Annotated in this window: 21 protein-coding genes and 3 tRNA genes; 12 read left to right on the forward strand and 12 right to left on the reverse strand. The window is 50.2% G+C overall.

The features are described from left to right. Positions 1–5: 5 nt before the first annotated feature. On the reverse strand, positions 6–1,193 hold the full coding sequence (locus K0H81_RS09665; protein ID WP_220060721.1) for an efflux RND transporter periplasmic adaptor subunit: 1,188 nt from the start codon (positions 1,191–1,193) through the stop codon (positions 6–8). A gap of 631 nt (positions 1,194–1,824) precedes the next feature. Next, positions 1,825–2,946 (reverse strand): ecdysteroid 22-kinase family protein, encoded by a 1,122-nt coding sequence (locus K0H81_RS09670; RefSeq protein ID WP_258406429.1) that lies wholly within the window; start codon positions 2,944–2,946, stop codon positions 1,825–1,827. Positions 2,947–3,183: 237 nt separating this feature from the next. On the opposite strand from K0H81_RS09670, the gene K0H81_RS09675 reads away from it, so the two are divergent. Beyond that, positions 3,184–3,879, forward strand: a complete 696-nt coding sequence (locus K0H81_RS09675; protein WP_220060722.1) for an SDR family oxidoreductase — start codon at positions 3,184–3,186, stop codon at positions 3,877–3,879. Between the two features lie 58 nt (positions 3,880–3,937). Here the strand turns inward: K0H81_RS09675 and K0H81_RS09680 are convergent, their stop codons facing one another. After that, positions 3,938–5,017 (reverse strand): hypothetical protein, encoded by a 1,080-nt coding sequence (locus tag K0H81_RS09680; protein ID WP_220060723.1) that lies wholly within the window; start codon positions 5,015–5,017, stop codon positions 3,938–3,940. Positions 5,018–5,138: 121 nt separating this feature from the next. On the opposite strand from K0H81_RS09680, the gene K0H81_RS09685 reads away from it, so the two are divergent. From K0H81_RS09685 to K0H81_RS09700, 4 genes are all read left to right on the forward strand, one after another. Then, entirely contained in the window at positions 5,139–5,705 is a 567-nt protein-coding gene (locus K0H81_RS09685; protein WP_220060724.1) for a GNAT family N-acetyltransferase, read from the forward strand. 61 nt (positions 5,706–5,766) lie between these two features. Beyond that, positions 5,767–7,098, forward strand: a complete 1,332-nt coding sequence (locus K0H81_RS09690) for an NAD(P)/FAD-dependent oxidoreductase (RefSeq protein WP_220060725.1) — start codon at positions 5,767–5,769, stop codon at positions 7,096–7,098. A gap of 113 nt (positions 7,099–7,211) precedes the next feature. After that, on the forward strand, positions 7,212–7,487 hold the full coding sequence (locus K0H81_RS09695) for a hypothetical protein (protein ID WP_011865802.1): 276 nt from the start codon (positions 7,212–7,214) through the stop codon (positions 7,485–7,487). A gap of 191 nt (positions 7,488–7,678) precedes the next feature. Next, on the forward strand, positions 7,679–8,011 hold the full coding sequence (locus K0H81_RS09700) for a hypothetical protein (RefSeq protein ID WP_144199355.1): 333 nt from the start codon (positions 7,679–7,681) through the stop codon (positions 8,009–8,011). A 117-nt stretch (positions 8,012–8,128) separates the two neighbouring features. Here K0H81_RS09700 and gap read toward each other — a convergent pair whose 3' ends face one another. Next, on the reverse strand, positions 8,129–9,139 hold the full coding sequence (gene gap, locus K0H81_RS09705; RefSeq protein ID WP_144199353.1) for a type I glyceraldehyde-3-phosphate dehydrogenase: 1,011 nt from the start codon (positions 9,137–9,139) through the stop codon (positions 8,129–8,131). Positions 9,140–9,350: 211 nt separating this feature from the next. Then, the gene (locus tag K0H81_RS09710; protein WP_220060726.1) at positions 9,351–10,157 is read right to left on the reverse strand and encodes a DUF2989 domain-containing protein; all 807 of its coding nucleotides are present in this window, start codon (positions 10,155–10,157) and stop codon (positions 9,351–9,353) included. A gap of 236 nt (positions 10,158–10,393) precedes the next feature. Here K0H81_RS09710 and K0H81_RS09715 point away from each other — a divergent pair, with 236 nt between their 5' ends. From K0H81_RS09715 to K0H81_RS09735, 5 genes are all read left to right on the forward strand, one after another. Next, positions 10,394–11,830, forward strand: coding sequence for a glyceraldehyde-3-phosphate dehydrogenase (locus tag K0H81_RS09715; RefSeq protein ID WP_011865798.1), 1,437 nt, complete (start codon positions 10,394–10,396; stop codon positions 11,828–11,830). A 233-nt stretch (positions 11,831–12,063) separates the two neighbouring features. After that, positions 12,064–12,139 (forward strand) — tRNA-Gly (locus K0H81_RS09720). Between the two features lie 35 nt (positions 12,140–12,174). Continuing rightward, positions 12,175–12,248, forward strand: a tRNA-Cys gene (locus tag K0H81_RS09725). Between the two features lie 38 nt (positions 12,249–12,286). After that, positions 12,287–12,373 (forward strand) — tRNA-Leu (locus K0H81_RS09730). 395 nt (positions 12,374–12,768) lie between these two features. Beyond that, positions 12,769–13,962, forward strand: a complete 1,194-nt coding sequence (locus tag K0H81_RS09735; RefSeq protein ID WP_220060727.1) for an amino acid aminotransferase — start codon at positions 12,769–12,771, stop codon at positions 13,960–13,962. 61 nt (positions 13,963–14,023) lie between these two features. Here the strand turns inward: K0H81_RS09735 and yvcK are convergent, their stop codons facing one another. Continuing rightward, entirely contained in the window at positions 14,024–14,935 is a 912-nt protein-coding gene (gene yvcK, locus K0H81_RS09740; protein WP_220060728.1) for a uridine diphosphate-N-acetylglucosamine-binding protein YvcK, read from the reverse strand. Between the two features lie 135 nt (positions 14,936–15,070). Between yvcK and K0H81_RS09745 the strand changes: the two genes are divergently transcribed. After that, a complete protein-coding gene (locus tag K0H81_RS09745; protein ID WP_220060729.1) occupies positions 15,071–15,898 on the forward strand; it encodes a glucosaminidase domain-containing protein in 828 nt (275 codons plus the stop codon). Further along, positions 15,876–16,499: a DUF2987 domain-containing protein gene (locus K0H81_RS09750; RefSeq protein WP_220060730.1), complete on the forward strand. Its 624-nt coding sequence runs from the start codon at positions 15,876–15,878 to the stop codon at positions 16,497–16,499. Before K0H81_RS09745 ends, K0H81_RS09750 begins: the two co-directional genes overlap by 23 nt. A 71-nt stretch (positions 16,500–16,570) precedes the next feature. Here the strand turns inward: K0H81_RS09750 and ttcA are convergent, their stop codons facing one another. From ttcA to K0H81_RS09780, 6 genes are all read right to left on the reverse strand, one after another. Then, a complete protein-coding gene (ttcA, locus tag K0H81_RS09755; RefSeq protein WP_220060731.1) occupies positions 16,571–17,524 on the reverse strand; it encodes a tRNA 2-thiocytidine(32) synthetase TtcA in 954 nt (317 codons plus the stop codon). A gap of 84 nt (positions 17,525–17,608) precedes the next feature. Then, a complete protein-coding gene (gene uspE / locus K0H81_RS09760) occupies positions 17,609–18,541 on the reverse strand; it encodes a universal stress protein UspE (RefSeq protein ID WP_144199325.1) in 933 nt (310 codons plus the stop codon). Between the two features lie 94 nt (positions 18,542–18,635). Further along, positions 18,636–19,385 (reverse strand): electron transport transcriptional regulator EtrA, encoded by a 750-nt coding sequence (gene etrA, locus K0H81_RS09765; RefSeq protein WP_011865791.1) that lies wholly within the window; start codon positions 19,383–19,385, stop codon positions 18,636–18,638. A 55-nt stretch (positions 19,386–19,440) separates the two neighbouring features. Then, on the reverse strand, positions 19,441–20,133 hold the full coding sequence (locus K0H81_RS09770) for a sulfite exporter TauE/SafE family protein (protein ID WP_220060732.1): 693 nt from the start codon (positions 20,131–20,133) through the stop codon (positions 19,441–19,443). Further along, positions 20,130–20,315: a cbb3-type cytochrome oxidase assembly protein CcoS gene (gene ccoS / locus K0H81_RS09775; protein ID WP_220042481.1), complete on the reverse strand. Its 186-nt coding sequence runs from the start codon at positions 20,313–20,315 to the stop codon at positions 20,130–20,132. Before ccoS ends, K0H81_RS09770 begins: the two co-directional genes overlap by 4 nt. Continuing rightward, positions 20,312–22,735: a heavy metal translocating P-type ATPase gene (locus tag K0H81_RS09780; protein WP_220060733.1), complete on the reverse strand. Its 2,424-nt coding sequence runs from the start codon at positions 22,733–22,735 to the stop codon at positions 20,312–20,314. The genes ccoS and K0H81_RS09780 overlap by 4 nt, the downstream gene beginning before the upstream one ends. Positions 22,736–22,737 lie beyond the last annotated feature (2 nt).

The following is a 22,737-nucleotide window of genomic DNA, read 5'->3' on the forward strand; positions in this document are numbered from 1 at the left end:
CGCCCTTACTCCTTGTCTTCCATGGCCAGTTGTTCGGCGACGGCTTCATCTCGGGTCGGCGTCTGCTTGTCTTCGGCCAGGGCGAGTTTCATCCCTTCGATGGGGTAATCCAGCGCCGAGGTGATGAGGCGCATGCCATCATCTAACCCGTCTCCGATAACTACCTGGGTGCCTTGCTGACGCAGAATATCTACCGATTTAAATGCCAGGGTGTTTTCAGGCGTCATGATGGCGACCTTGTCGTTAACCACCAGGTGTCTGGCGATGGTGGTGACATCCTGGGCCTGTGAGCCGTGGATCTGCGCCGTGATATAGCTGCCATATCTCAGCGGCTGCTTGTTGTCCTTGAGTCCATAGGGATCGATCACCTCGGCCACCAAATAGGTCATGCGGCTACGATTGTCGATAACCCCTTCGCTGCGCACTATCTGACCTTTCCAGGCGGTGTTCTCACCGGCAAAGTTTCCCTTGACCATCACCTGGGCTCCCAGGCCCTTGTTGTCGAGGTAACGTATCTCCTTATCGGGGAGGGGAAGACGGATCTCGGCTTTTTCCGTGCTGAGCAGCTTACCCACTTGGGTACCGGCGGAGACGTATGAGCCCAAACCTATATGGCGGCTCTCGATCAAGGCATCATAGGGCGCCTTGATCACAGTGCGTTCAAGATTACGGGTCGCGCGCTTAAGGCCCGCTTCAGATGAATTTAGGCGGGCAACTTCTTGAGCCAGCTGGGGTTTACGCAGGCTCAGCTCGGTAGGGGTGCCATTTTCGATTCGTTTCCACTCTTCGGCGGCCACCTTGCCATAGGCTTTTTCTTGTACCAGAGTCGCCTTTGCACTGGCGACCGTGGCCTTGGCATCGATAAGCGCGGCCTCGTAATCGCTGGGATCTATCTTTGCCAGTATCTGGCCTTTCTTCACGAAGCCACCGCGAACGAAAGCATCGCTTAGGTAGACGATCTCGCCAGTGACCTGAGACACCAGGTCGGTCTCATACTTGGCGTTGACGATACCGTAGGAGTTCACGGTAAAGGTCATGGGCTCCTTGTCGATAATCTCGACGGCCACGACGGGCGTATTGTCAACGACAGGTTTTTCTTCTGGTGGTTTTTTCATCGATGCAAGCACGGCAAAGGTGCCGCCCCCGAGTACTAGCACGGCGATGGGCAATACGAACTGTTTTACGGTAGCCACAAACACTTCCTCTTGTTGGAGCTAAGATAATAAATTTATTAATAAAAACGCTTTTATACTTAGGCGAAAGATTTTTTGCAGGATAAATGTTATCGAAATGGGTAATTTGTTAAAGCGCTTAAATGTAAACAGGTATGTAATTTGCGTTGTATGGGGCATTCGCAATTTTCGCCTGAGGCGCAAATGACCTGAACAAAGTAGCAAAAAAGGTAAAAGATAAGGCAAGATTGAGCCAACAAAAACGGGCAAAAGAAAGAGAGTGTGATGCCGCGTTATTGGCTAACTTAGATAGCACATTTGGGTACTCACCCGTTTGCGTATATCGAGCACTCTCTTAGTATGATTGTAGCCCTTTTGGTGTAATTTGCCCGCTGTTTTCGGGCCTTTTGGGGCCTTGGGGGAGTCAGTAATTCTGGGCTAGTTTTGGTGTATGGAGGCCCTTGCTGAAGCTGCTCAACATAGACTCAATGGCTCTACTAATCGTCTTAGAACAGTCGTCTTAAATCAGTCGCCTTAAACCAATAAACTTACACAACAATCTTAGACAATGGGCTCAAGCAATGGACTTAGCCAATGCACTCAAGCAAAGAACTTAGACAATAGGCTTAAACAATGGACTTAGCTACCGTATTTAGCTGAGCGCCTTCAGTGCTCTCTGAGTCATATGGTGGCTAAAGCCGTTACGTTTATGATGCTCTGGCTGCCAGCCAGCAAGAAAGCGCTCAAAGTCGGCCCAGGCGAAGGGGAGTAGATCATGCCACTCAGTAACCAAAGCCTCAATTTGCTCCGTTGGCCAGCGGCCAGAAAGCTGCTGTTTGAGGGTCTTAAAGTAGTGGCTACAGGTTGCATCATAAATAGTCACCAACTGAGCCTCGTCCAGGCAGCTACCCAGCAGATAGATAAGGTCTTTTACGCCAATGCCGGCGCCGACATATTGAAAATCTACCACCGCCACACCGTCAACGCCCAAGGTCTCGATCTCTTTGTGAAAGCAGAAGTTGGCGACCTTAGCATCGCCGTGCACTAAGGTTTGAAACCTGGCGTGATTGAGTCTAGCGTCGATCGCCTCTGCGGCGCGTTTCAAAGGCACATCCGCCATAATTTCAAGCTCATCGGGTCGGGTTGCCAGGTGCCAGTAGGTACCGATTGGCCAAAGGCCAACGCACGGCGCTGCATTTTGAAATTCCTTTTCTGACGGATGGTCTTTTGTTGAAGCTTCATAGGCAAATTCATTGGCAAGTTCATAGCCAAGTTCATCGGCAAATAATGCATGAAAACGCGCCAGCCATTCTATGCATGCGTAAAGCTCGGCCTGGGTCAGGTTGAAGCGGCGTTGATCGAACCCTTGAGCGTCGAGGTCACTCATAATGAGCAATATCTCTTGGGTCTCAGTATCTTGCTCAGCCGCAAGAAGTTGGGGGAGGTTAACCACGCCCTGACAACGACGAGCGAAGTCTCGATACCAATTGAGCTCTACCTGATAAGAGCGCATCTTGCGTTGATGAGAGATCTCTGTGTCCCATTGGTGGGGATGGCTGCTCCGTGTTGGCGGCGCGATATGCTTAACAATGACAGTTTGCGAAGCAGGCTTGTTAATTAGATCATCACAGGAGCTGTCATGCGGTCTTTCAGGCAGGTAATGCAGCATAAAGCGTGCTATCTCGCCATAGCCACTCCAAAGGGTCTGCAGTTTGCCCAGCTTTATGACTTTTTCGCATGAGAGTGTTTCGCAAAGCAGTTGCTCAATATTCAAGATAGAGGATTCCTAGCTAGTCACTGACAGAGCGTGCTGACACGACATAGGGTGTCATCAAATTGTCCCTATTGTCGCAGACAATAAAAACTGATGAAAGGCGGCTTGTCGTCTTGCAGGTTTAGCCGCTTGTATATCCAGCGGTTATAGACGCGCAGAAGAAGGGTAAAACAGGCAAAACATCGAACCTTAGGTTATGATTCTTGTTGTTAACTATTGATGATGTAGGGAGTTGTTATGACAAAGCATGTGGTGATCACAGGTGCAAATCGCGGGATAGGCTTAGGCTTTGTCAGGCATTATCTGGCTAAAGGCGATAGAGTGAGTGCCTGTTGTCGGCAGCCCGCTCAGGCAAGTGCCTTGATCCAACTGGCGGAGATCCATGCCAAGCTCAATATTATTCAGCTGGACGTCACAGATGATGCCTCTGTGCACGCCTTGCCCCAGCATCTTAATGATGCGGCCATCGATATCTTGATCAATAACGCCGGCTACTATGGCCCTAAGGGGATAGGTTTTGGTCAGCTAAGGGCGGCAGAGTGGCAGAAGGTGCTTGCGGTTAATACAATTGCGCCCATCATGGTGACCCAGAGCTGCTATCCCATGTTGCAAAAGGCGACTAACGCCAAGGTGATCTGTATCTCCTCAAAGATGGGGAGCATAGCGGATAATCAAAGTGGCGGCAGCTATCTCTATCGCTCATCAAAGGCGGGACTCAACGCCGCGCTTAAGAGCCTGGCTATCGACTTGAGCAGCGAGGAGATCTACTGCCTGGCATTTCATCCTGGTTGGGTACAGACAGACATGGGCGGCCCCAACGCGCTGATCACAGTAAATGAGGCGGTAGATCAGATGGCTAGTTGTATCGATAACCTGGACGCAACTCAGTCAGGACAGTTTTTAAACTTCGATGGCCAAGCGATCCCCTGGTAGGGTTAAGCAAACTGATAACTGGCTTGGGCGCTATGATTAACACCCAAACTCATTTAGCCTATTTGGCCGGAAAAGCCGGTGAAATACATTTTCTTACGGTAAAACGGTAACGGTATTTTGCCGTACTGTCTGGCACCACCTCGAGAATTTCATAGTCGTTGAGTTCGACCACGTTGGCTTGTTCATTCTTCTCACAACGAGAGCGGCTATCGGCCTCGAGGCGGTAGGCGAACTCGGCGATTAACTCGCGGATCTCACCCTGATAGGCGTGACGTAGCGAGGCGTATTCTTTTGCTAACGATGCCTCGCTCTCTGCTTGGCGAGTTTGCTGTTCATCTGGCTTTCCTTGGGCTGATTCGGTGTTTGATAACGCTTCATCCTTCTCTGGCGCTTCAGCCCCGGGTTGCCCCTTTATTTCTAAATTGGCGCCCACCTCTTCTGTGTTTTCTGCTGGCTGCTTGTCTTGGCCTTTGTTCGACTCGCCCTTTACCGATTCCTCAATGGTTTTTAAATCGCTCAGCGCAGATTCCACTCTCTCCTCCACATCACCGATAAGCAAGATCAAATGGTAGAGCAAGACTGAGGAGAGTACAAACCTCACCATCAGGGTGGTGAAACGGTAGTGACTGTTGCCGGCAAGGGAAAATAGCTTGATACCAATGGGTTTTAATACCAGGGCTATCATGAGATAGAAAGGCATCAACAGCTGGACAAACAATAGTCCGATGGCGCTAATTCCCAGGATCCAGGCGGGCAGGAGCAGTAAGATGGCAAAGTTATGAGTGTAATTAAAGTGCGTTGCCGGTACGCCCACTACCTCGTTAACAATGGCCCCAGCCATTGCAAGGGCATAGTTCGCCACAATAGCGTAGAAGAGCAGTAACACTGCCTTACCGGCGAGCGAATGCCAGACACGCTCAAATACAGGCCAAAACTCCAGGGTGAGGGCAATTGTGGTAATGATGGCCACTAAGCCTAAATGCTCGCTCATCAGCAGCAGCGCAGCCAGAAGGTAGAGCCTTTGTGGCAGAGTGAGACGTTGCCACACATTCTTGAGGCCCTGGTTGAATCTTTGTGGTATCGAAGTGATCCGGTTGAGTTTGTCTTCCAGCGCAGGTTTTGAGAAATCTATATTCACCCAATTACTCCATTATGATTTGGGATTGTTCAAGAAATATCCGCTTAATCGCATCCTTACTTCATTCAAGGGTTTTTATGTTACCTTGAGGTTAATTTAAGGTAAACAAACGAGTAAAGCGATGACTAGCCAAGTAGAGATAAAACCCTTAGCGCAGGAAGATTTTGAGCGAGTCATCGCCCTCGGTAATCTGGTTCATGGCGATGGCTATCTCGATGAACAGATGCTTAGCGAGATGCAGCATAAGGCTTTTAAATCTGGCCTCAATGCAAACTTTGTTGCCTACTTAGAAGGTGAGTTAATCGGCTTTCGGCTGACCTACGCGCCAGGCAATTGGACGCTGGATCGCTGGTGCTCGCCAGCGCTATGGCCTCTAGCACCCGAACAGTGCTGTTATTTTAAATGTAATACGGTCGCCGAGGAGGCTAGGGGACTTGGCATAGGTAAAGCCCTGCTTGAAAGCTCCGTTGAAACCTGTAAGGCCCAAGGCGCCTTGGCTGGGGTGAGCCATCTCTGGAAACAGAGCCCAGATAACTCAGCTGTGGGGTACTTTACCAAGGCCGGAGGCAAGCTTATCAAGGAACATCCTGAGCGCTGGAACAATAACCCAGATCATCCCGACTATGTCTGCGTGCTGTGTGGCAGAGAATGTCATTGCGTCGCCTGCGAGATGATCCTGATTTTCTAGGTTAGGGAATTAACCAGCCATAACCTTCATACGTCATCACTTTCTAAAAGCCATAAATAATATGTCCTACGATCCTTTACTCAATGACTTTCCCGATGGTCAGCCCTGGCCAGACTCTTACTGGGCGACGACCGTCTCTCGTCCTGCACGCTTGCCAGCCCTCACTGGCCGGGTGCAAACCGATGTTGCCATCGTCGGTGGAGGCTTTACCGGTTTGCTGACTGCCTATTATCTTGCCAGCGAATTTAATATTGAGGCCAGGGTGTTAGAGGCGAATCAGATAGGCTTTGGCGCCAGCGGCCGCAATGCCGGTTTCGTGCTCAAAGGCTCTGGTCGCATGGGTTATAGCCAGATGGCCAAGAAGTGGGGCATGGAGACCACCAAAGGGATCTATGGTGAGTTTTCGGGCGCAGTGCGCCGGGTCGAGCAGTTGATTGAACAGCATGAGATTGCCTGCGATCCTCAGCCTAAGGGCTATCTTAAGATAGCGCACAACGCCAAGGCCTATAGCACATTAAAGGGAGCGGCCGACTTCATCGCCGAACATCTTGGTGATGACGCTCAGTTTCTCACGCCCAGTGAGCTTAAAGAAAGCTACATGGACAACCATCAAGCCTATGGCGCGCTGCGCCTCAACGATGGGTTCGGTGTCAATCCCCTAAAACTCTGTTTGGGCTATAAGCGCGTGGTGCAATCCCTTGGCGTACCCCTGCATGAAGAGAGCTGCGTGCGGCAGTGGTTAAGAGAGGGACCTCAACACAGACTCATAACCGATAAGGGAGAGCTGATCGCAAAGCGGGTAGTCAGTGCCGGTAACGCCTATACACCTAAGCGTTTTAATCAAGCGGTTGATAATCGCTACCTGCCCATACTGAGCAACATCATAGTGACTGCGCCTCTCACTGAGGCGCAGCTTGAGGCGACAGGCCTTAAGACGCATCAGGTGGTGATGGATACCCGTAGGCTCAAGTACTACTACCGCCTGCTTAGCGATAATCGCTTACTGTTTGGGGGGCGCGGCGCAATAAGTGGCGCCGATGCAGGCGATCCTCGTTATGGAGAGCGATTAAAGCGCGCCATGACAGATTGCTTCCCGGCACTAACCGATATAACGGTCGATCACAACTGGACCGGATGGATCGCCGCAGCCTTAGATGATATGCCACACGTTTTTAGCCAGGGAGATATGGGTTATAGTCTGGGCTATTGCGGCTCAGGCGTCGCCTTCTCGGCACAGGCCGCCTATCGGCTGGCCCAGCATATTGCCGGTGAGCGCTTGCCCGAACTTCCCCTTTACCAATCACTACTGCCTAAGTTTCCCTTCGCGCGACTGCGACGCTTAGGACAAAGTGCCTATTATCAATATGCTTGGCTCAGGGACAGGTACAGTTAGGGCTTAATTTTTGATACCATAGCTCAACCACACGCAAAGCCGATGAGATGTTCTATAATTTTCTACTGTCGTTTTTTAAACAGGTTAGAACTCATCGATAAAGGTTACCCGCTATGAAACATGTTGTAGATAAGATGCTCGATAAACATCAGAAACTGGTGCATTCAGAGGGCGTGAAAATTTTATCCCATACCCAGAGAGAGATTGATGAATGGGTGCAACATACGGTAACCATAGAAGGCTGCGATGCCCCCTTTAAGTTTCGCCGCACCAAGAAGTACCGCAGCCTACAGGGACACAAGGTAAATATGACCTATTACCCTGAGACAGAAACCGTTGCGGGCTTCGATTTCGAAGTGATGAAAGTGGTGCGTATCAAACGTTTCTAGCTTGATGCTATGTGCATAGTACAATTCGAGACGATAGTGAACGGTTGCTGGCTAGGTTAGGCAGATCTAGTTAAAGTTTTGGCATCAGAACTGATTTAAAAGCTGATTAATCCATTTCGGGTAAGCCGCTGTTCAGTTTATAGCCAATATAATAGTGAAACGAAATAAGCGTTAGGCTTAAGAGGTTCACTATGCAAGCAAATGCCACCCCAAGACTCCAAGCACAACTCAAACATATTCCAGCGGCGCAGGCCAGCGCATTGCACGCTGCCAATAGCCGGGCCTATTTTATCAAGCGCCTTATTCAGAGCGATTGCCAGAGGGTCACAGATTGCCTGGCGGAGCATTACTTCTTACCCGGCGCTATCGGTGTTAAGCAGCTCCTTTCCTATAAGAGTCGATTACTCGAACTCTATCGCTATGTGCTGTCGGCTGATCTTAGCAGTGCAGAGACAGACATTCTACTCGGGTATCTTTCGCAGGGGATAGCGAGCCTGGATGATGCCATGACGCGTACTGTATAGCGCGATTAAAATCACACTAAGCCATACGACGAAACAGAAAAAAAAGTTGAAAGACTGACACAAAAAAGGAGCCATTTAGGCTCCTTTTTTATGAATGTAACTCAAATATAACTTTGCTTACTTAGCAGTCATCAGCGCAACTGCGTTGTCTAGCATACGGTTACTGAAGCCCCATTCGTTGTCGTACCATGCCATCACTTTAACCAGGCGACCATTTACACGGGTCTGTGTCGCGTCGAAGTTAGAAGAGAATGGGTTGTGGTTGAAGTCGATAGAAACCAGAGGCTCTTTGTTTACCGACAGCACTTCACTCATAGGTGCAACGCTTGCGGCTTTCTCGATGATGGCGTTGATCTCTTCAACAGTGGTGTCGCGCGCGGCAACGAAAGAGAGATCTACCAGAGATACGTTTACTGTAGGTACACGTACCGCCATACCGTCGAACTTACCAGCCAGCTCAGGTACCACAAGACCAACGGCTGCAGCAGCACCAGTCTTAGTTGGGATCATAGACATAGCGGCGGCACGTGCACGGCGTAGGTCTGTGTGATAAACGTCAGATAGACGTTGATCGTTAGTGTACGCGTGGATAGTGGTCATCAGACCCGATTCGATACCAATCTCGTCGTTCAGCGGTTTAGCGAAAGGCGCCAGACAGTTAGTGGTACAAGAAGCGTTAGAGATCACTGTCATGTCAGAGGTGATCACATCGTTGTTTACGCCGTAAACAACAGTCGCGTCAACGTTCTTACCCGGTGCAGAGATGATCACTTTCTTCGCGCCAGCGTTTAGGTGTGGCTGAACCGCTTCTTTAGAAGTGAAGATACCGGTACATTCGAAGACCACGTCAACTTCAAGCTCGGCCCAAGGCAGTTTAGCTGGGTCACGCTCAGAGAAAGTTTGGATCTTGTCTTCGTTGACGTAGATAGCTTCGTCGTCGTGCTCAACTTTGGCGTTGAAGCGACCGTGTACAGAGTCGTACTTAGTCAGGTGAGCGTTGATTGAAGCATCACCCAGGTCGTTGATGGCAACGATTTGGATGGGGTACTGCTTTTCGCTTTCATAAAGTGCGCGAAGTACGTTTCTACCGATACGGCCATAGCCGTTAATTGCTACGCGGATAGTCATCTCATATCCCTCAGGTAAATGTATAAAAATATCTGGTAGTAAAATTACCAAATTGACAGCTATCGTCAAGCGATATCGGGTTTTATTGGCTAGTTAGCTTAACAAATTTGCTGTTTTCTTTACAAAGATCAGATTTTTTACAAAAACCGGCTCGAATTCTGTAAAAAAAATACTAGTGGCAGACATTTTGCCAGCAAGGAGAATGGCTCAATTAAGACGAGGTATTTAACTGAGCGCGGATCTCACTAGAAGCGTAGTCACCGTTTTTCAGATGTTCCACTAAGGTTTCGGCTTGTTCATCTAAAAATTGCGCCAGTTGCTGGTTGCCATTGATTAAGGCGTTCATTTTGGCATCGGATGCCGTGTTGCGCGTCATCAATACGTTGGCTTTTGAGAAGAGATAGGTTTTTTCCAGATCGTTTTGCTGGTGATAGATGCTGGCAAGGCCTAATAGCCAGTCCGGATTAAAGCTGTCCGGATCGGCACTGTCTAACAGCTGTAGATAGAGCGCCTTGGCCTTGTCGAGATCGGACTTCTGGTAATAAGAGGCGAGACTGGCCAGGATCTGGAGATCTTTTATGCTACCTGCCTGTTGTGCCTTTAATACGCGAGACAGGGCCGCCTGGTCATTGAGGCGGATCCAGTGATAGTAGGAGAGATAGAGATCCGGGTTGTCTTTGGTCGTATCTCTCAGCTGTGCCAGGTTTTGGGCGCTGATGCCGAAGGCTCGCACTCGGTCGTTGGTGCGTTCGGGGTGCATGATGTGCTGCACGCCGGCGGCCAGTTCGATGCATTTGCTGTAATTTTCAAGATTGATTAGATGCTGATAGATCTGCTTGCCGGTGGGCGAGGGGGTGTTTTTAAGGGTGTAACGCTTCTGGATCAGGTCGGCTCGCTCATATCGACACCAGCTATCACGATGTAAATCGTCGCAAAGCTCAGGATTATTTTTACAAATCGTGGCGGTATTAGCAGCATTATCACAGCCAAACAGGCTGAAAAGCGCCAAAAGAGACATAATTGGTGTAATGATTACAAAATTTATTCTCAAAAGCGTGTCTCCTTAGGATTTTATCTAATAAAATTACACGGTTAGAGAAAATATCTTACTAGATCGCAGGCTCACTTTTCATTACAATGGCGCCGACCAATAACAGGATTGACGTCCGATAATAATAGAGTATTGGTCTTTTCTTTTTGTTACTCAATCATTTCTACAATAAATGTAGTAAAAGTGAGATAAAGGATCTGTAAATGACCGCTGATAAACACCTACAAAGCTGGCAAGAACGTTTCGAAATGGCGGAGGCAATGCAGCCTCTACTTGGTAAGTTATATCGTAACCAAGGTGTAGAAGTCGTTCTATACGGTAAGCCACTTCTTAATGCTTCCACTATCGAGATCATTAAGTCACACCGTTTAGTGCGTCGTCATGTGGGTGACAAACTCAGATTACGCGAAAGTTTCCCGTTTGTTGAGGCACTTAGCAAACTAGCGGTGAAGCAATGTAAAGTTGATATCGGTAAATTAGCGGTTAACTACTGGCGCGAACATAAAGATGCGAGCCAGATCGAAGCCTACATGTCACAAGAGCTGGCTTCGGCAATCGATCATGAAGACAACCAAGAAGCACGCGATGTAGTGCTATACGGTTTCGGCCGTATCGGTCGTCTGCTTGCGCGTCTGCTGATCGAAAGAACGGGTGTGAGCAACAAGCTGCGTCTTCGCGCTATCGTTCTGCGCGGCGGTCGTAAGGGCGATCTAGAGAAGCGTGCCAGCCTGCTGCGTCGCGACTCGGTACACGGTCCATTCAACGGCTCTGTCGAGGTAGATGAAGAGAACAACGCTATCATCGCCAACGGCACCTATATTCAGGTGATCTACGCCAACTCTCCAGATGAAGTGGATTACACTCGTTATGGCATCAACAATGCGCTGGTGGTCGATAACACTGGTATCTGGAAAGATGAAGACGGTCTGGGACTCCACCTAAGATGTAACGGCGCCTCTAAGGTGCTGCTGACTGCACCGGCCAAGGGCGCGATTAAGAATATCGTTTACGGCGTTAACGAAAACGATATCCTGGATGAAGACACTATCGTTTCGGCGGCAAGTTGTACGACTAACGCCATCACGCCAGTACTGAAGGCGGTCAACGACAAGTATGGCATCGTTAACGGTCACGTTGAAACGATTCACTCATATACCAACGATCAAAACCTGATCGATAACTACCACAAAGCGGATCGCCGTGGTCGCAGTGCGCCGCTAAACATGGTTATCACCGAAACTGGTGCGGCCAAGGCTGTTGCTAAGGCGCTGCCTGTGCTTGCGGGTAAGCTAACCGGTAATGCGATTCGCGTACCTACACCAAACGTGTCTATGGCGATCATCAGTCTGAACCTAAATGGCGAAACCAGCAAAGAAGATATGAACGAGTACCTACGTAATGTTGCCCTTTGTTCTGAGCTACAGAACCAGGTTGACTTCACCGAGTCTACAGAGATCGTCTCTTCTGATCTGGTTGGTTCTCGCTACGCGGGCGTTGTCGATTCACAGGCGACCATCGCCGAGGGTAACCGCGCCATTCTTTATGTTTGGTACGATAACGAGTTCGGTTATAGCTGCCAGGTTGTTGGCGTAATGCAGAAGATGCTGGGTCTAAACTACCAGTCTCTACCTGCTGCTTAAGCGTAAACGCTAGATAAATCTAAACGCCTCGGTAAGTACCGGGGCGTTTTTTTATCCATAAGAAGTTGAATATGCTTAACAAAGAGTCACAAAGGTGATTAATGCAGCAGTTGATGCAACAAACCCTGTTTAAGCCCTAAATAGACGTTGACACTTTTAGGTAAATCGGTAGAATTCCTTTCCGCAGTCAGGGGAAAGCTCGATAGGGCACTTGGCTGGCAAGCGTTTCAGATGCGACATTAGCTCAGTTGGTAGAGCGATACCTTGCCAAGGTATAGGTCATCGGTTCGAACCCGATATGTCGCTCCAAAATTACGGTAACACCGTAAACCGCTTCAGATAAAGGCGCGATGGCAGAATGGCTATGCTGCGGATTGCAAATCCGTCGATCTCGGTTCGACTCCGGGTCGCGCCTCCACTTTTCGTTTTAACGTAAATCACGATAAAACACACTAGGCCCGAGTGGTGGAATCGGTAGACACAAGGGATTTAAAATCCCTCGCTGGTAACAGCGTGACGGTTCAAGTCCGTCCTCGGGTACCATCATAATCAAAAGAAAATGATTGAAAAGAGCCTCGCTAACAAGTGGGGCTTCGTTGTGTTTGGGCAATCTCTTTCTTATCTAACGTTAGAGTTAGCGTTCCATTTAATGTCAGCACTGCAACACGGTTCTTATCATCAGCAAGTGTAAGTGCGTAAGTCTACTCCTTTAAATAAAGCTAATGTGAGCAGGATCTCATCTTAAGGGATCTGCTAAATTTTGCTCATATCGTTCGATAATCCCTAAAAGAATTACGCTTTGACCCTTTAAAAATCAGGAAAGCTAGGGCGGTATAAGAAAAATATTGATATAGAAAAATATCCGCTTTGAAGGGCGATGAGACAGTGGTATAACTAGCCCCGAACCCCTTCTTATATTGACGTTTAGGAACACCACCATGATATTTAACCAGGTTGTACTGGCCCCCGCAGATCCCATTCTAGGTCTTACCGATGCTTTTAAGGCCGATCCTCGCGCAGATAAGGTTAATTTAGGTGTTGGCATCTATAAAGATGAATCTGGCCAGACGCCGATCCTCAAGTCAGTTAAGTTAGCCGAGCAAAAATTGCTGGAAACCGAAACCAGCAAGAGTTACCTGGGTATCGATGGCGTAACAGCCTATAACCAAGCCGTACAAGGCTTGTTATTCGGCGCAGAGCACGGCGTGATGAGTGAGAAGCGCGCGGTAACGGCGCAGGCGCCGGGCGGCACAGGTTCGCTTAGAATGGCGGCCGAGTTCGTAGTACGTAATACCGATTCTCGCACCGTTTGGGTGAGCAATCCAACCTGGGCAAACCACAACAACATTTTCCAGTCTGCTGGTTTAACCGTTAAGCAATATGGTTATTATGATGCCGCCAGTCACGATATCGACTTCGATGCCATGCTTACCAGCCTGGAGCAAGCCAACAGCGGCGATCTACTCCTGCTGCATGGCTGCTGCCATAACCCAACGGGTATCGATCTTAACATCAGTCAGTGGGAAGTGATTGCCCAGCTTTGTGTCGACAAAGGCCTGATCCCTTTGTTTGACTTTGCCTATCAAGGTTTCGGTGCCGGCGTTGAAGAAGACGCTCAGGGTTTGCGCCTGGTCGCGAGCAAGGTGCCTGAACTCTTGGTGGCTAACTCATTTTCCAAAAACTTTGGTCTCTACAATGAGCGTATTGGCGCCGTGACCTTAGTCGCCGAAAACGAAGAGACGGCCAAGCGTGCCTTTAGCCAGATCAAGAGCACCATTCGCAGCAGCTATTCTAATCCGCCGGCACATGGTGCATTGATCGTGGCGACCATTCTCGGCGACGCCGAGCTGCGCAAGTTATGGGAAGAAGAGCTAACACAGATGCGCGAGCGTATCGCAGAGATGCGCGTACTGTTCGTTAAGACATTGTCTGAGCAGGGCGTTGAGCAGGATTTCAGCTTTATCTCGGCGCAAAACGGCATGTTTAGCTTCTCTGGTCTTAATAAGGAGCAGGTGGCGCGCCTTAAAGAGGAGTTTGGCGTCTATATCGTAGGTTCGGGCCGCATCAGCGTTGCCGGCATGACCCGCGCGAACATGGATACCATCTGCCGCGCTATCGCACAGGTGCTGTAACCTTCATAATAGGTAAAACACGATTAACAAAGACGCCACGCTAGCAATAACGTGGCGTTTTTTATGCCAATGCGTCGAGCGCTTGCGGCTCAACGATGAGAGACAGGGCGTCTGCCAGCGCGGCTCTGTCGTGGAGCGCCTGATGATGACGACTACGTAGCGGGTAGCGGGTGACTATGCCTGTGGTGAGATATCTGTCACCGTGACAAAGTACATGATCGACAGCCTTATTGCCCATCACCTGTTTAAACCAGCCAAGGCGTTTCTCCAGGCTGAAGTTTGCCGCGGCCGAGGGCTCCTGAGTGAGATTGTCGATTAGAATCACTTTCGCCTTAGAGGCATGCAGCGCCTCAGCTAGCTTAGGCAGTAGGAGTGGCGGCATTATGCTGGTCAAAAAGCTTCCTGGGCCTAAGATGATGAGATCGGCTTGACGAACCGCCTCACAGGCCTCAAGGGTGGCATCCACCATAGGTTCCAGCGATAGGGCGATAGGGTCTTCACACTTCTGGTCCACCTCGACTTCGCCGAAGATACGATTGCCACAAGACTGAATGGCAACCAGATGGGTAGGCTGCTCCGACATGGGGATCACCTTGGTCTCTATGTTGAGCAGTTTGCGGATCAGATTGACCGCATCTAACGGCCGTACACAGAGGTCGTCCAGCGCCATCAGCACCAGGTTACCCAGATTGTGATTAGCAAGTTCACTCTTACCGCCGAATCGATATTCAAACAGCAGTGAGCCGACGGAAGGGCGGCTGGCGAGCTGGGACAGGCAGTTACGCAGATCGCCCCAGGCGATGCAGTCTTGCTGCTGGCGTAGTCGTCCTGTAGAACCACCATTATCTGTGGTCGCCACTATGCCCGTCAGTTTAGGGCCGAGAAATGAGAGAGAGGATAGGACTCGGCCCAGTCCGTGGCCTCCGCCAATGGCGACGACATGTTGATATTGATTGATGGCACAATCGCGCATTTCGGGTATTTCCTTCCTGAATCCCCTTTTACCTGTCGGTCATTATAACTATTTCCCCCTCTAGGTATAGCGGTTTTGTTCATCGCGTAGATGACATATAATGCCGCCCATGAACTCATAATAAGAGCGAAGCATTTGAGAACAGGTCACATCAACAAGTTGATACTATCCCTAGGGATCGTTGCGCTGGCGGTATTGGCGGTAAAGCTATTCTTGATTGAGCGTAAAACCGAGCCAGACCAAGCGCCCGGGACGATTTTGAAAAATCGCAGTCAGTTTAGTGCCATCCCAGATTTTCAGTCGATCGGCGATGTCGGCATGAAAAAGCAGGCCTTCTTCGATTTCCTTCGCCCGGCTATCAGGCATCACAATGCGGTGATTAGCGATGAGCGCAAGTTTCTGGAACAATCTCGCGCCCACCTAGCAAACCAGCAGCCCCTGTCCGAGGCCGAGGACTATCGTATCTTGCAGCTCGCGAGCAAATACCAGTATTCGATGCGCACAGCTACCCTGGAGTCCCTGGATGAGCTATTAACGCGGGTCGATACCATTCCCGAAGACTTAGTACTCATTCAGGCGGCTAACGAGACAGGTTGGGGCAGTAGCCGTTTTGCCAGAGAAGGGATGAACTTCTTTGGCCAATGGTGCTTTAAGAAGGGCTGCGGTCTGGTGCCGCAATCGCGAAGCGAAGGGCTAAGCCATGAAGTGGCCGTCTTTAAGAGCGTCGAAGATTCGGTGGGCTCCTATATGCGTAACCTCAACTCAAATGCGGCTTATTCGCTGCTGCGTGCCATTCGCGCCGATCTAAGAGCGCAGAATCAGCCGGTTAGTGCCGAGAAGTTGGTGTACGGCCTAATGAATTACTCAGAGCGTCAGGAAGCTTATGTTGAAGAGCTGCTTGATATGCTACGTCATAACAATCAATTTTTGGTGGAAAATCATGAACAAAGGCCTGCTGTGTAGTTGCCTGCTTCTGGCAACGAGTGTTGTTCAGGCAACGCCCATTTCTCTCGACTATCAGGGCTTCTATCAAAGAATGAAGCAGATGAACAAAGGCAACTATTCGCTTATCGATATCGCCTTTTCCGTCCCTAAGGCGAACGGCTGTGTTATCGAGAGTGGCTCAATCACCACAGAGAAACGCGATTATCCGCTGACGATCTCCAATGACCAACGTCTGTATATTCCGTTCGATGAGACGCTAAAGTCTGAGCGTGCCCTGATCAATCTGCAGATGAAAAATGATGCCACCCGCTGTGGTGTCGCCATGCAGATCCGCGCCAAATCACCATCGAGCGAATATAGCCAGGCAGCACTTAGCGAGCTGGCAACCCAGATGGATGAGCTGCTCAAGCAGATGCAGGGCTTTCCGATGAAATATTTCGCCGAGGATATTGCTGGGGTCAGCTTTGAGTTTGCGGATAAGGCGCAGGTGACGATCGATGGTAAAGCGCAGCAGGTTGATGGAATCTATCGCTTAGCAAGTGATGAAATAAGCGCGCTAACTAAGATTAGCTTTAGTGAAACGCCTAAGGTGATCAGCCCTTGGGTGAAAAGCTCCTAGAGTCAGCGCCTCATTGACTGAATAATAAAAAAGCCCTCATTTGAGGGCTTTTTTATATCTGAGATACGCGCCTAAGGCGTATAGGTGCTCACCACGTCGATTTTAAGCAGGTCACTGCTGCGTTTAGCTGCATCGAGATCGATATGACCGCTGTTGGCCAAGTCGAGGAAATCGAATGCCGGCAGGTCCGACTCGGCAACATCACCTTTCATCGGCGCATCGGGATCTTGCTTCAAAGAGACGAAATCAAACTGGTCACGGTCGACGCCCTGTGACGGGCTGGTATTTTGCATTGCGGTGAAGATGGTTTCGATGCGGCCGGGGAACTGCTTATCCCAGCTCTTGAGCATCTCTTTGACCGCCGCACGCTTAAGGTTTTCCTGTGAGCCACATAGGTTACAAGGGATGATAGGAAACGCCTTTAACTCGGCATATTCGGCGATATCTTTTTCGCGACTGTAGGCGAGGGGGCGGATCACTACGTTAGCGCCGTCATCTGATAGCAGCTTAGGTGGCATCGCCTTGAGCTTACCGGCGTAGAACATGTTGAGGAACATGGTTTCTATGATGTCGTCTCTGTGATGGCCCAGGGCAATCTTAGTGGCACCGATCTTCTGAGCAAAGCCGTATAAGGTTCCACGACGCAGACGACTGCAGAGCGAGCAGGTGGTCTTGCCTTCGGGGATCTTATCTTTAACGATAGAGTAGGTGTCCTTCTCGAGGATATGGTAAGGCACCTTTAGGCTATCTAAGTAGGCTGGCAGAATATCTTCTGGGAAACCTGGCTGCTTCTGATCCAGGTTGACGGCCACCAGGTTAAAGTTAACCGGCGCTCTCTGCTGCAGATTAACCAGGATGTCCAGCATGGCATAACTGTCTTTGCCGCCAGAAAGACAGCACATGACGGTGTCGCCCTCTTCAATCATGTTGTAATCGGCGATGGCACTACCGACTTCGCGCCTTAGGCGCTTTTGTAGCTTGTTTAGCCGAGTTATCTGTTTCTTTGAGAGGGTTTCTTCAGACATAATAAAAAACGCGCCTAGTATCGTAAAATTCTGGGCGCGTAGTATAGCTTAAAAAATGGGGCTAAAGAAGATGGCCTAAGGCGATCATTCCTCTTCTAACGGTGACTTATAACCGTCGGGCTTAATCGCCAGCAGGTCGCAGTTGATGCTGTCGATCACATGCTCGGCGGTGTTACCAATAAGCGCCGCTGAGAAACCGGTGCGACCCACGGTACCTAAGATCACCAGCTCGGCATCCAGTTGCTCGGCGAGCTCAGGTATCACATCCTCCGGCAGACCTTCCTTGATGTGGCAGAAGTCGCTGGAGATACCATAGTTGCTGGCCAGGTAACAGACCCGCTGCTCGTGCTGCATGCGAATGGTTTCGCTATAGGTGTGCGCATCGAAGTCAGGCAACTCGATGGCCAGGTTAACTGGGGTACCAGGGTAACCATTCACCAGATGTACCTGAGCATCGAACTTCTTGGCCAGATCCAGGGCATGTTCGATGATCTTACCGTTAAGGGTTTGATGATCGTCATCTTCGGAGGCCACGTTGATGGCGCACAGGATCTTACCGGCCACAGGCCAGTCATGTTCTTTCACCAAGAGCACAGGCACCGGCGCTTTACGCATCAGGTGCCAATCGGTAGGGGTAAAGATCACCGACTTGAGTTTGTCGTGTTCGTGTGTGCCTTTAACGATCAGATCATAACCGCCTTCGATGGCGTGTAAGATGATGCTCTCGAAAGGACGATTGTGCCAGATCACTTCGCTGTCGATGGCAACGCCGCTATCTTTGTAACCGGCCAAGATATCGTCCAGCCAGGCTCTGCGCTGGGCAATCACGCCTTGGCGCATGGCCTCACGTTCATGACCGGACAGGATAGAGGTCATCTCGTAGGAAAAATCGAAAATAGAGAGAAAAACGGTGATTGACGCTTGGTTTTTAGAGGCTAGTTCGACGGCTCTGGCGAGGGCAGATTGCTTGTCGCTTGTTGGATCCACTACAACAAGGATCTTATGATAGTCCTTCATAGATTCTTCCTTTATCTGAGGTGGTACTTAAATAATGAGCGATATAGGGCAAATTGCCTTGTTTTAGATCAAATTTGCCCAGAAAATCGGCTAATTAGCGGCCTATCTTGTTGTTACCGGCTAACTTGTTGAGCGAGTCAAAATCGACGATGGTAATGTACTTTCCTTTTACCTCGATCAATTCTGCTTTTTGGAAGCGTCCCAGGAGACGGCTGATGGTTTCAACAGTCAGACCAAGATAGTTACCAATATCACCGCGTGTCATGGTGAGACGGAACTCTTTGGGCGAGAAACCACGGCTGCCGAAACGGCTGGCCAAATTACTGATAAATGCCGCTAGACGCTCCTCGGCGTTCTTCTTGCTGAGTAGCAAGATCATCTCTTGGTCGCTTTGGATCTCGTTGCTCATCAGACGCATGATCTGCTGTCTGAGCTTAGGCATGGTGCCGGAGAGTTCGTCTAAGGTATCGAAAGGAATTTCACATACCATAGAGGTCTCTAGTGCCTGGGCAAAACTCTGGTGGATCTGAGAGTGAATGCCATCGAAACCTATCACATCACCGGCCAGATGAAAGCCTGTGATCTGCTCATCACCCTGTTCGGTAATGGTGTAGCTCTTGATGGTTCCTGAGCGAATCGCATAGAGAGATTTTAACGAGTCGCCAGACTTAAAAATTTGCTCGCCTTTTTGTATCGGTTTCTTACGTTCAATAATGTCATCAAGCTGATCTAGCTCGTTGTTATTCAACGTGAAAGGGATACACAAAGTACCCATGCTGCAGTCATGACAATGAATGGCGCATCCGGGTACAGCCGAACGACGACTTTTAATATTATCTGTCATAATCTCTCTCGAATTTCACAATTAGGCTTATGTTAAACTAATTTAATAGTCACAGCTAGCCTAGCTGCGCAAATGCAATATACAAAGTGTGTATGCCAAAGCTTACTAAGATTAAGCCGCTGATAAACCTTACTTTTCGTGCCTGTACTAGCTGGGCAAAATAGCGTGCAGCGATGCCTACGCTGACCAGCGCCGGCAGGGTGCCTAGACCGAAGGCGGCCATGATCATCGCCCCTTGCTGCGCCGAGTTTGCCGCGACCGCCCAGGTTAAGGTGCTATAGACCAAACCACAGGGCAGCCATCCCCATAGTAGACCTGCCGCAAAGGCTTGTTTTAAATCTGCTATCGGTAACAACTTATTCGCAATAGGACCGATGAAGCGCCACAATAATTTCCCTACACGTTCAATCTGCACCACACCTGACCAGATCTGCGCGATATACAGGCCGGTGACTATCATCATCACACCAGCAAATACACGCATGCCAATCAGGTAAGCATCGATACTGAAGAGGGTGCTGAGCAGGCTGGCCGAGCCGCCCACCAGAGCGCCGGCCGTGGTATAGCTTAAGATCCTCCCCAGGTTATAGCTGAGAATAAACTTAAGCTGAGCCAGCAGAATATTATCGCTGGCTTTTTTAGGGAGCTGCTGGGAGAAGGCGCCCACCAGGCCACCACACATGCCGATGCAATGGCCGGCGCCCATCAGGCCGACGAGGAAGGCGCCGGTAATGCTAAAGTCGATCAACGTGGTGTCGACTCATCGCTTGATTCGCTTGGCTTCTGTTTGATGTCGTCATCGAACAGAATTGACACGCTCTGCCTGTCGAGATCGTCAAACTGTTCAGATTTAACCGCCCAGAAGAAGATGCCTACGGCAACCAGCACGAACAGCATGGCGATAGGGATCAAGACATAGATAATACTCATAAACGAACCTTTAGTAGTCTGAGGCTATTGGCGACAACAATTAATGAGCTGGCCGACATACCTATGGCGGCAATGTAGGGTAACACGTGTCCAGTTACCGCTAAAGGAATGATAAGCAGGTTATAGCCAAGCGCCCAGATCAGGTTTTGTCTGATGATCTGCTCGGTCATCTTGGCGATGCGAACCGCCTGAGGAAAGCGTGATAGTTGATCGCCGAGCAGGATAAGATCGGCGCTGTTTTTGGCGATGTCCGCGCCGCTGCCCATGGCTACCGACAGATTGGCTCCGGCAAGTACCGGCGCATCGTTTACACCATCACCGAACATGACGACCTGCTTGCCCTCATCTTTTAGCTGATTGATAAGTTTAAGTTTATCTTGAGGCTTAAGGCCTTTGTGCAAGTTTTCTATACCCACTTCTCTGGCAACTTGCTCTACATGTTCACTGGTATCACCACTGGCGATACAGGTAGCAAAGCCCATCTCCTTGAGGGTTGCCAGGGTTGCCTTAGCATCTTCTCGCACCGTATCGCTCAGGGTAAAGCCGGCGAGTAGCGCATCGTTATCGGCAAGATAGACGCTGTGCTGGCCGTCGATAGCGGTAAGACCTGTGTTTTGGCGGATAAAATCCGCGCTGCCGAGAAAATAGCGAGTGTCATTGACCTTAGCCTGCACGCCCGCGCCGGCGACGTACTGACTGTCATCCAAGCGATAGCCAGTCTGGTAGTATGGCGCAAACGCTTTAGCGATGGGATGAATCGAATGTGATTCCATGGCGGCGGCGATGGCCAGCACATCGCGAGAGGCGTCCTGGTTAAAACGCTGAGTAAATTTCTTAGTCTCGCGCAGAGTGAGGCTACCGCAGGTGAGAGTTCCGGTCTTATCAAACACCACCTGATCGACTTTGGGTAGTTTCTCAAACACACCCGTGCGGCGAGCAACCACACCAAGCCTGGTAAAGAGGCCGGTTGCACAGGTCACCGCAGTCGGGGTCGCCAACGCCAGCGCGCAGGGGCAAGTAGCGACTAAGACGGAAAGCGTGACCCAAAAGGCATCTTCTGGCCAATAGTGTTTCCACACCAGATAGGTGAGGGCGGCAACCACTAAGATGGTCCAAGTGAAATAGTTGGAGATAGTATCGACGTAGAGCGCCACCTTAGGCTTGTTGTTAGATGCCGCCTCTTGTAGGCGAATGATTTCGGCAACCAATTGGTCTTGCCCGGTCGCGGTGACTTGCACCTTTATCGGATGATCTACATTGATGGTGCCCGCATACACCTGGCTGGTGATATTCTTGGTCACCGGCATCTGCTCGCCGGTAAGCATGGCCTCGTTGACGCAGCTCATCCCCTCGACGATATCGCCATCGGCGGCGATCACCTCACCGGGCTTGACCATGATGAGATCGCCAACCTTGAGGCGCTTGGCTGGGACTTCGGTCTGGTTGCCGTCAACATCGAGTAAGTTGGCGGTGAGCGGGATCAATTTGTGCAGGTTATTGGAGCTAATGGAGGCCTTCTTCCGCGCATTTTGTTCGAAATAGCGTCCCAGCAGCAGGAAGAAGGTAAACATGCTGACGGATTCGAAATAGACTTCGCCCTGGCCAGATACCGTAGCGATACAGCTGGCGATATAGGCGCCGCAGATGGCGATGGACACAGACACGTCCATGTTGAGCCGGCCGGATAACATGGCGCGCACGGCGCTAAAATAGAAGGGCTGCGCCGAATAGAAGACCACGGGCGCGGCGAAGATCATGCTGACCCAGCGAAAATAGTCCCTGAACTCCACGTCGAGATCGGTAAAGTAATCAGAGTAGAGCGCCAGAGCAAACATCATCACCTGCATGGTGGCAAAGCCTGCCAGGCCGAGTCTGAGCAGGAACTTACGACTGTTCTTCTTGCTCTGGATCTCTTCGTCATCCACCTGATAAGGGGCCGCCTGATAGCCGATACGGCTGATCTGCGCCAAGATCTCTGACAGCTTGAGCTTTTCGGGATCCCAGCTGACCTGGGCCCGCTCTGTGGTGGTGTTGACCGCAATCTTATTGATGCCATCGAGATGCTGCAGCTTATGTTCGATCAACCAGGCACAGGCCGCGCAGGTAATGCCATCTATGGTAAGAGAGGTACTGGCACTCTGCTTGTCTTTATGCAGGTCTTGATGCACAAAGTCTTGCTGCACCTCTTTAAGATCGAAGGCGGAAAAGGCATTGAGGGCTTCGGGCACCAGCGCCGTCTGCTTGCTGCCTGGCTCGGTGCGATACTTATAATAGTTAGTCAATCCCGCTTCTATGATGGCGGCAGATACCGCCTGGCAGCCGGGGCAACACATGGGCTGAGGGACATTGTCGATGAGGGTCTCGAACTGGCGGCCGGTGGTTACCGGCTCGCCGCAATGAAAGCAGTTTAACGCATCCATAC

Source organism: Shewanella halotolerans (assembly GCF_019457535.1).
GTDB lineage: Bacteria > Pseudomonadota > Gammaproteobacteria > Enterobacterales > Shewanellaceae > Shewanella > Shewanella halotolerans.

Bases quoted from the DNA above. Each gene is read 5' to 3' on its own strand.
- ttcA (WP_220060731.1), bottom strand. From the start codon at position 17,524: ATGTCTGAAGAAACCCTCTCAAAGAAACAGATAACTCGGCTAAACAAG.
- K0H81_RS09735 (WP_220060727.1), top strand. From the start codon at position 12,769: ATGATATTTAACCAGGTTGTACTGGCCCCCGCAGATCCCATTCTAGGT.
- etrA (WP_011865791.1), bottom strand. From the start codon at position 19,385: ATGACAGATAATATTAAAAGTCGTCGTTCGGCTGTACCCGGATGCGCC.
- K0H81_RS09715 (WP_011865798.1), top strand. From the start codon at position 10,394: ATGACCGCTGATAAACACCTACAAAGCTGGCAAGAACGTTTCGAAATG.
- yvcK (WP_220060728.1), bottom strand. From the start codon at position 14,935: ATGCGCGATTGTGCCATCAATCAATATCAACATGTCGTCGCCATTGGC.
- K0H81_RS09780 (WP_220060733.1), bottom strand. From the start codon at position 22,735: ATGGATGCGTTAAACTGCTTTCATTGCGGCGAGCCGGTAACCACCGGC.
- ccoS (WP_220042481.1), bottom strand. From the start codon at position 20,315: ATGAGTATTATCTATGTCTTGATCCCTATCGCCATGCTGTTCGTGCTG.
- K0H81_RS09750 (WP_220060730.1), top strand. From the start codon at position 15,876: ATGAACAAAGGCCTGCTGTGTAGTTGCCTGCTTCTGGCAACGAGTGTT.
- K0H81_RS09695 (WP_011865802.1), top strand. From the start codon at position 7,212: ATGAAACATGTTGTAGATAAGATGCTCGATAAACATCAGAAACTGGTG.
- uspE (WP_144199325.1), bottom strand. From the start codon at position 18,541: ATGAAGGACTATCATAAGATCCTTGTTGTAGTGGATCCAACAAGCGAC.
- gap (WP_144199353.1), bottom strand. From the start codon at position 9,139: ATGACTATCCGCGTAGCAATTAACGGCTATGGCCGTATCGGTAGAAAC.
- K0H81_RS09690 (WP_220060725.1), top strand. From the start codon at position 5,767: ATGTCCTACGATCCTTTACTCAATGACTTTCCCGATGGTCAGCCCTGG.
- K0H81_RS09710 (WP_220060726.1), bottom strand. From the start codon at position 10,157: ATGTCTCTTTTGGCGCTTTTCAGCCTGTTTGGCTGTGATAATGCTGCT.
- K0H81_RS09675 (WP_220060722.1), top strand. From the start codon at position 3,184: ATGACAAAGCATGTGGTGATCACAGGTGCAAATCGCGGGATAGGCTTA.
- K0H81_RS09700 (WP_144199355.1), top strand. From the start codon at position 7,679: ATGCAAGCAAATGCCACCCCAAGACTCCAAGCACAACTCAAACATATT.
- K0H81_RS09685 (WP_220060724.1), top strand. From the start codon at position 5,139: ATGACTAGCCAAGTAGAGATAAAACCCTTAGCGCAGGAAGATTTTGAG.